At 53.3% G+C, this 7,881-nt stretch carries 6 protein-coding genes; 3 read left to right on the top strand and 3 right to left on the bottom strand.

Features of this window, described 5'->3' with window-relative positions; genetic code table 11:
* Both ACO0K9_RS21330 and ACO0K9_RS21325 read left to right on the top strand, forming a co-directional pair.
* Positions 1-399, top strand: a 399-nt coding sequence (locus ACO0K9_RS21330) for an ExbD/TolR family protein (protein ID WP_422988178.1), incomplete at its 5' end; no start/stop codon positions are given.
* A gap of 171 nt (positions 400-570) precedes the next feature.
* Positions 571-1,824 (top strand): tetratricopeptide repeat protein, encoded by a 1,254-nt coding sequence (locus tag ACO0K9_RS21325; RefSeq protein ID WP_422988176.1) that lies wholly within the window; start codon positions 571-573, stop codon positions 1,822-1,824.
* A gap of 130 nt (positions 1,825-1,954) precedes the next feature.
* On the opposite strand, the gene ACO0K9_RS21320 is transcribed toward ACO0K9_RS21325, so the two are convergent.
* Together ACO0K9_RS21320 and ACO0K9_RS21315 are read right to left on the bottom strand one after the other, a co-directional pair.
* Entirely contained in the window at positions 1,955-3,529 is a 1,575-nt protein-coding gene (locus ACO0K9_RS21320) for a transglycosylase SLT domain-containing protein (RefSeq protein ID WP_422988174.1), read from the bottom strand.
* A 346-nt stretch (positions 3,530-3,875) separates the two neighbouring features.
* Positions 3,876-5,096 carry an MFS transporter gene (locus ACO0K9_RS21315; protein WP_422988172.1) on the bottom strand — a complete coding sequence of 407 codons (1,221 nt, stop codon included), beginning with the start codon at positions 5,094-5,096 and terminating at the stop codon, positions 3,876-3,878.
* A gap of 119 nt (positions 5,097-5,215) precedes the next feature.
* On the opposite strand from ACO0K9_RS21315, the gene ACO0K9_RS21310 reads away from it, so the two are divergent.
* Positions 5,216-5,833 (top strand): TetR/AcrR family transcriptional regulator, encoded by a 618-nt coding sequence (locus tag ACO0K9_RS21310; protein WP_422988170.1) that lies wholly within the window; start codon positions 5,216-5,218, stop codon positions 5,831-5,833.
* Positions 5,834-5,859: 26 nt separating this feature from the next.
* Here ACO0K9_RS21310 and ACO0K9_RS21305 read toward each other — a convergent pair whose 3' ends face one another.
* Positions 5,860-7,677, bottom strand: coding sequence for an ABC transporter transmembrane domain-containing protein (locus ACO0K9_RS21305; RefSeq protein ID WP_422988168.1), 1,818 nt, complete (start codon positions 7,675-7,677; stop codon positions 5,860-5,862).
* Positions 7,678-7,881 lie beyond the last annotated feature (204 nt).

Below are 7,881 nucleotides of genomic sequence, written 5' to 3'. Positions count from 1 at the left end.
TCAGCTGATCCGGAAGTAATGATAGAAATGAACATGACGCCATTGATTGACGTCATGCTGGTATTGATCATTATGTTGATTATTACCATTCCTATTCAGAACCACGCGATCAATCTGAATATGCCGACAGGCACGCCGCCGCAACAATTGAAAGAACCTATCGTTGTCAATATCGATGTGGACTTCGATGGTACGGTGTTGTGGGATGGTGTGGCCGTCAATCAGGCCGAACTGGAAGTCAAGCTGCATGCAGTGGCGACATCGCCAGACCAGCCAGAAGTGCATTTGCGTCCGGTTGCTGTGGTACCGTATAAATCGGTGGCCGCAGTGATGGCAGCAGCACAGCGTCTGGGTGTGACCAAGATCGGTATGGTCGGGAATGAACAATTCTTGAAATGACAAATATTCATTTCAAGACGATTTCGGCGCATCAATGCTGAGTTCTTAAGGTATGATAGAAAATTGGCAGGGGGCTTCCCTGCCATTTTTCATATTCACGGGTTGAGCCTAGGGTATTTCTGAAGCTGCAGTCCTAAAGTTTATTAAATTTATTGATTGAGAGATCAACATATGAAGCAACTTCGCTTGTCTCGTATTGCTGTATTGATTGCAGCTATTGGCTTTGCCGCCGCTCCGGAATTAACTAATATTGCAGCAAACCAAGCCTTTGCGCAGGAATCCATGCGTCCTGAAATCGGCCGTATAGTCCAGGCGGCTGGTGATCTGTACAAAGCGAAGAAATACAAGGATGCCTTGTCCAAGATTCACGAAGCGGACGGCGTTGGCGGGAAGTCAGTCAGTGAAAATTTCACGATAGAGCGCATGCGCCTGTCGATCGCCTCTGCCGCTGGCGACAATGATGCTGTCATCCGTTCTGCTGAAACGATTGTTTCTGCCAATAAATTAGCAGGCAGAGAGCAGTTGCAGATGATACAGGTGCTGGCGAATGCCTACTTCAAGGCGGGTAACTATTCAAAAGCGGCGCAATGGTATAACCGTTATTATGCCGACGGCGGTACCGATTCTTCCCTGCGTCCTTACCTGATCCAGGCGATGTCACAAAGTGGTGACAGTGCCAAAGCCATGAAAGAAATCAGGGCAGAGCTGGCAGCGGACGAAAAAGCCGGTCGCACACCAAGCCTGACCAATCTGGAATACCTGGCCAATGATGCGTTGAAGAGCAAGGACATGGCCACTTATTCCAGCGCGCTGGAAAAAATGGTGTCTTTCCATGGCAAAAAAGAATACTGGGTCAATCTGCTGAACAATATGCAGAAACAACCTGGCTATTCCGAGCGTCTGAAACTGGATTTGATGCGCTTGAAACTGGCCCTGGGTCAGATCACCAAGACCGCTGATTACATGGATATGTCTTTGTTTGCGATCCAGGCAGGTTTCCCGGCAGAAGCAACAAAGATGATCGATGCTGGTTACAAGGCGGGTGTCCTGGGTGAAGGCAAGGATGCGGATCGTCACAAGCGTTTGCGTGACATGGCAACCAAGGCACAGGATGATGCCAGCAAGACCATCGCCGCCAATGAAGATGACGCCAAGAAAGCCAAAGATGGCCTGGGTTTAGTCAACCTTGGCTACAACTATGTGGCTGCAGGCAAGTTTGACAAGGGCCTGGGCATGATGGAAGAGGGCATTGCCAGAGACAGCCTGAAGCATGAAGACGACGCTAAATTGCATCTGGGCGTGGCTTACATTCAGGCCGGCAAGAAATCTGCTGCAATCAAGGTATTGAAAACAGTACGTGGCAGTGATGGCACAGCAGACCTGGCGCGTTACTGGATTATCTACGCCAATCAGTCGATGAAATAAGCTGGAGAGGTGGTACTGAAATATTAGGTACCATCAACGTAAAAAGGTGCCAATGGCACCTTTTTCGTTTTCTGGAACACTGTTTTCAGCATGGCGACATGCAATACGGCTGCACGTCGCCTACTGGCGGTTAGCTATGTTTTTTGCGGCTGTTCTTAAGATGAGCGATCATGGACTTGCCGTTGCTGCGTACCGGTGCAGCAGGACGATAAACCACCTTGGGCGCTGCTGCAAAGTGTCGGGTGGCCAGCGGGGTATGACGGCTTACCTGGGTGACAAACGGTACTTGCACGCGCAAAGTCTGGCCATTGGCGACATTTTCACGCTTCAGGTTATTCCATGACTTCAGGTCCGCAATGCTGACGCGGTAACGCTTGGCAATGCCAGCCAGGTTGTCATGCCTGCCGACTTTGTAGCTGACCTGGCGGGTGGCGGTTTTCTCCATGATAAGCTGGGCTTTTTCCGCGATTTCCAGCGAAATATCATTGTCCGGTACCTTGTTTGATTTTGGCACCAGCAGGGTAGAGCCTGCCCTTACCATCATTTTTGCCGGGATCAGGTTGACTTCCCTTAGCAGTTCGGGTTTCAGGCCCAGTTTGCTTGCCAGTGATTCAATGCGTTCGGTTTTTTGTACCGTATGGGCAGACCAGGTGGAAAGCGGGCCCTGCCATTTACTGAGATTTTCTTTGAACAGCGCCGCATTGTCGGTCGGCAGCAGGATCTTGGTATTGCTGTCGCCAGTAATTACCGGGCGGTTGAATTGCGGATTCAATGCATTAAATTCGTCCAGTGGCAACTCTGCCAATTGTGCAGCAACACGCACATCAATGTCCCTGGTTTTTTCTATGGTGACAAAGTAGGGCTGGTTTTCCAGCTTGGGCAGTGCCAGGCTGAATTGTTCAGGATGGCCGATGATGTTTTTAACAGCCTGCAATTTCGGCAGGTAATTCCGGGTCTCGTTCGGCATGTGCACCGACAAGCTCTGGAAGTCGATAGGCAAGCCCAGCGCCTGCTGTTTCTTGATGGCGCGCTGTACTGAACCTTCGCCCCAGTTGTACGCCGCCAGCGCCAGTTGCCAGTCGCCAAACATGCCATACAGTTTTTCCAGGTAGTTCAGGGCGGCATCGGTGGAATCCAGCACGCCGCGCCTGTCATCCTTGAACATGGTTTGCTTCAGGTTGAAATCGCGACCTGTTGCCGCCATGAATTGCCACATGCCGCTTGCTTTGGCGGTGGAAATGGCTTGCGGATTGAAAGCGGATTCGATGAAAGGCAACAGGGCCAGTTCGGTTGGCATGCCACGCTTTTCCAGTTCCTCGACCACGTGGTAGAGGTAGCGGGAGCCGCGCTGTACGGTGCGTAATATATAGTCGGTACGGGTGCTATACCAGGCCAGTTGATTGTTGACCAGCTGATTTTCCAGGTCAGGTATCGCATAACCTGTGCGTATCCGGTTCCATAAATCGCCATTCTTGTCTGTAAATTCCAGTGTCGTTGCATCAAGCGGTATCGGCAGTGGTAATTCTGGAGCCGCTGCGGGTGCTGTGCCAGGTGCTGTGCCTATGGTCGGTACGGGAGCAATGGTTTCCGGTGCAGATGCCAGGGTGAATGCTGGCGGTGCGTCAGCCCGGCAAATTTGCGGCGCAACGTAGCTGAGCAGCGCGGCAGCAAACAGGGATGAAGAGCGTAAGGGAAATCGTTTCATAGGCAATAGCTTGTCGAATCGACCATGGTCAACGTGGATTACAGGATCGTAGGAGTGTACGCAAGGGCGCTTTACAGCGTCAAGGGAAATGTCAGTGAAGTGACAACTGTTACATCTGCAGACGCACATTATTCAAGTTAAGCGTGCTTAAGTACTGACATTGATGCTTAACATGATGCTTACAGCAGGTAAGTATTGGTAATAGTGCCTTATCTCACCGATTGGGAAGATTTAAATGACTTGATGACAGATGTTACCGGACTATCTTAAGACCTTGTTGAGGGCGGCTGTTGAATGCCGTTATGCGTCGCCAGCATGTACCGGCATTCAACAAGTAGTTTTCAGCTTATGCCGCCTGTAGTTGCAGTTGTTTTTCCTTGATCGGCAGGTGTATCAGTGCCGCGCCAACGGCCAGGCAGATATCGATATACCAGAGCAAGTTGAAGTTGCCGTTGGCCTCGAAGATTTTGCCACCTAACCAGACACCCAGGAAGCCGCCCACTTGGTGTGCCAGCATGATAACGCCAAACAGGCTGGCCATATGTGCAGGACCAAAGAATTTGGCTACCAGGCCTGCTGTGGGCGGCACCGTGGATAAGAAAGTCAATCCCATGACAGCAGCAAAGACCAGTACCACGGGGCCGGTTTTGGGCGTCAGCAAAAACACGATGATGGCCATGGCGCGTGTTGCATACAACAGCGACAGCAGGGATTTCATGCGCCAGCGGCTAACTGCCAGGCCCATGGAAATACTGCCGACTATATTGAACAGACCCAGAATACCCAGTGACCAGGCACCGTAGGTCGGGGGTAGCCCGCAAAGACTGATCACACCTGGCAAGTGCGTAGCCAGGAAAGCGACATGAAAGCCGCACACCAAAAAGCCCGCTGCCAGCATCAGGTAACTGGGGGTTTTCAGGGCACTGTAGATGGCGTCTTTGGTGCTGGTCGGTGCTTGCCCGGCGGCTGTATTTTGTACCGGCTTGCCACGCAGCAGGAAGGCGGCGGGCAGGGCCAGCAAGACCACCAGCCCCAGAATCTGCATCGCATTGTTCCAGCCGTACAGGCCCATCAGCCATACTGCCAGCGGTGCCATCAGGAACTGCCCAAACGAGCCGCCCGCATTGATGATGCCAGTGGCCAGGCCGCGTTTTTCTGCCGGGATCATGCGGGTGGCGGTTGCCATCAGCACAGCCGGTCCGGCGATGCCGGCACCACCCGCCCCCAATATGCCGATGGCAAAGATCAGGCCGGCGGTGGTGGTCATCAACGGTGTGATAAAGGTACCCAGCGCGACCAGTACCAAGCCGATGAATAACACACGGCCAGCCCCCAGTTTGTCGGCAACGGCGCCGGCAAACGGCTGCGTCAGGCCCCACCACAACTGGCCAAAGGCGAAAGCCAGGCTGATATTGCCTACCCCCAGACCGGTGGAAGTGTTCATCGGGCTAAGAAACAGTCCCATGCTTTGCCGCACGCCCATGCTCAGGGCAAAGGTGCCGGCGGTACCCAGCAATACCAGCCAGATGGCCGGATAGCTGTTCACGAAGTTGTTTTTGGTGTTCATACGTTTCCCAATGATAAGGAATTCTTATTTATAGATGATGACCGTAATTTTTTATATATTACGGTTATAATTTATAATGTCAAGATAATTTCTGGTGCATTCCAGGTGGAGGGGCTGTAATGAAAGTCAGCAGAGAGCAGGCAAACGAAAATAGAGAACGCATCCTGAACGTGGCAGCGCAATTATTTCGTGAGCATGGCTTTGACGGTGTCAGCGTGGTTGACCTGATGAAGGGGGCTGGCCTGACACATGGTGGTTTTTATGGAAACTTTTCTTCCAAGGAAGATTTGATCGCGCAAACCTGTGCCCGTAGCTTGGGTCGTTCCGCAGAAAGATGGAATAAATGGAAAGCAGAAACGCCCGAAACTGCCTTGTCACACATAGCGGCCCATTATCTGTCACCAGCCCATCGCGACGCACCCGGAAAAGGCTGTGCACTGGCTGCCCTCGGTACTGACATGGGCAGGCAAAGTGAGGCCGTGCGCAAGACCGCCAGCAAGGGGGCGCGTGATCTGATAGGCGTGTTGACCAGTGTATTGCCAGGCGATACAGAAACAGAAAGGGAAGATCAGGCGATGGGGGCTCTGGCCAGCATGGTGGGGGCGGTCATACTGGCGCGGGCGGTGGATGAACCCCAGTTTTCGCAGCGCATCCTGCAGGCGGTCACAGCGACTTTGGAAAAACAGACATTGGTTGCAAAACAGGCCTTGATTGCAAAACAGGGGCCTGCAATCTGATTTCGCAGGCCCCTGTTTTGCCAGGTCTATTCTTCGCTCTTGTGCAAATCAAATTGCAATGCAGCCAGATTGGCATATACACCGCCTTGTTCCACCAGTGATGCGTGGGTACCAGTTTCCACTATCCTGCCATGTTCCATGACGATGATGCGGTCTGCCCTTTGCACGGTGGCCAGGCGGTGGGCAATGATCAGGGTGGTGCGCCCCTGCATTGCCACTTCCAGCGCACCTTGTACCAGGCGTTCTGATTCAGCATCCAGCGCGCTGGTGGCTTCGTCAAGCAATAACAATGGCGGGTTTTTCAGCAGGGCGCGGGCGATGGCTATCCTTTGTCTTTGTCCGCCAGACAGGCGCACGCCGCGCTCACCCAGAAAGGATTGATAACTTTCCGGCAGTCTTTCTATGAATTCATGCGCGGCTGCCAATTTGGCGGCGGCGATCACTTCTTCGTCACTGGCATCGGCCCGGCCATAACGGATGTTTTCCATGGCGTTGGCGGAGAAAATGATGGTATCTTGCGGCACAATGCCGATGGCGGCACGTAAGTCGTGCAAATTCAACTGGCGTATATTGACGCCATCCAGGCGTATTTCACCTTGCTGCGGATCATAAAAACGCAACAGCATCTGGAACAGGGTGGTCTTGCCAGCGCCGGAAGAGCCGACAATCGCCACCGTTTCACCGGGCAGGATATCCAGGTTCAGGTCAGACAGTGCAGCAGTTTTTGGGCGGGAAGGATAATGAAATTCCAGCCCTTGCAGTGACAGCGATGCGCCTTCAGCGCCATGTGCGGCACGGGTCGGCAAGCGCAAAGTCTGGGCCGGTGCCGGATTTTGTATTGGTGACTGCACCTCTATCAATTCCAGCAAACGTTCGGTGGCACCAGCGGCACGCTGGGCATCGCCCATCACTTCTGACAATGCACCGACCGCACCGGCAACGATGGATGCATACAGAATGAACTGGCCAAGTTCGCCGCCAGTCATGCGGCCCTGCATGACGGCATGCGCCCCCAGCCACAGTACAAATACAATGGCACCAAATACCAGCAGGATGGCAATCAGGGTCAGCAGTGAGCGTGCGCGTATGCGCCGCATGGCAGTCTTGAAAGCGCCTTCCACCGAGCCAGAGAAGCGCTGCGCTTCAATCTGTTCATGGGTAAAGGCTTGCACGGTGGGCATGGCATTTAAAATTTCGCCAGCGATGGCCGATGCATCGGCAATCCGGTCTTGCGAATCACGCGACAGCTTGCGCACCCGACGGCCAAACAAAATGATCGGCAACACCACCGCTGCCAGCATGACGATGATGATGGAAGACAGCTTGGGGCTGGTCACGAACAGCATCACCAGGCCACCGAGGAACAGCAGGAAATTGCGCAGGGCCATTGATATGCTGGTGCCGACCACGGTCTGTATCAGCGTGGTGTCGGTGGTCAGGCGCGACAGCACTTCACCGGTCTGGGTGGTTTCAAAAAATTCCGGGCTCTGCGTCACCACGTGGGAATACACGGCGTCGCGTATATCCGCCGTCACCCGTTCACCCAGCCACGACACCATATAAAATCTGGCCGCAGTGGCAATGCCCAGCACGCAGGCGACGCCAAACAGGGCAATAAAGGTCAGGTCCACATGCTTGATACTGTGATCGCCGCCGCCAAAACCCAGATCTATCATCTGACGGAAAGCATAAGGAATAGCCAGGGTCGCGCTGGCAGCCACCAGCAAGGCGATGCCAGCCAGCACAAACTGCATCTTGTAAGGGCTTAAGAAGGGCAGCAGTCCTTTCAGCGTTTGCAGGCTGCTGCGCTGGGAAATGTCAGTGCCGGAAGAGGAGGTGGTCATGCGCAGTCCAGAATAGGGGGCAAGCGTGAGCTAAACAATAGCAAAGCGAATAGATGATGTTGGCTTGGTCAAAATCAATAGCGCAGGCCATTCTTTTTATACCTATGCCAAAAGGTATAGCCTATCTGGCAAGACGCCTGCTTGTTTGGTCTTGGGCTTTGTCACGGGTTTTGTCAACAGGTGACCGCGCCAACGCGTTGATGT

Source organism: Undibacterium sp. Ji50W, assembly GCF_049340445.1.
Lineage (GTDB): Bacteria > Pseudomonadota > Gammaproteobacteria > Burkholderiales > Burkholderiaceae_D > Undibacterium.
Note: the sequence above shows the minus strand (reverse complement) of the source record. Positions and strands in the feature narration are given on the sequence as shown.

What these genes read in the sequence shown, in the direction of transcription:
- ACO0K9_RS21315 (WP_422988172.1), bottom strand. Translation starts at nt 5,096, where the DNA reads ATGAACACCAAAAACAACTTCGTGAACAGCTATCCGGCCATCTGGCTG.
- ACO0K9_RS21325 (WP_422988176.1), top strand. Translation starts at nt 571, where the DNA reads ATGAAGCAACTTCGCTTGTCTCGTATTGCTGTATTGATTGCAGCTATT.
- ACO0K9_RS21320 (WP_422988174.1), bottom strand. Translation starts at nt 3,529, where the DNA reads ATGAAACGATTTCCCTTACGCTCTTCATCCCTGTTTGCTGCCGCGCTG.
- ACO0K9_RS21305 (WP_422988168.1), bottom strand. Translation starts at nt 7,677, where the DNA reads ATGACCACCTCCTCTTCCGGCACTGACATTTCCCAGCGCAGCAGCCTG.
- ACO0K9_RS21310 (WP_422988170.1), top strand. Translation starts at nt 5,216, where the DNA reads ATGAAAGTCAGCAGAGAGCAGGCAAACGAAAATAGAGAACGCATCCTG.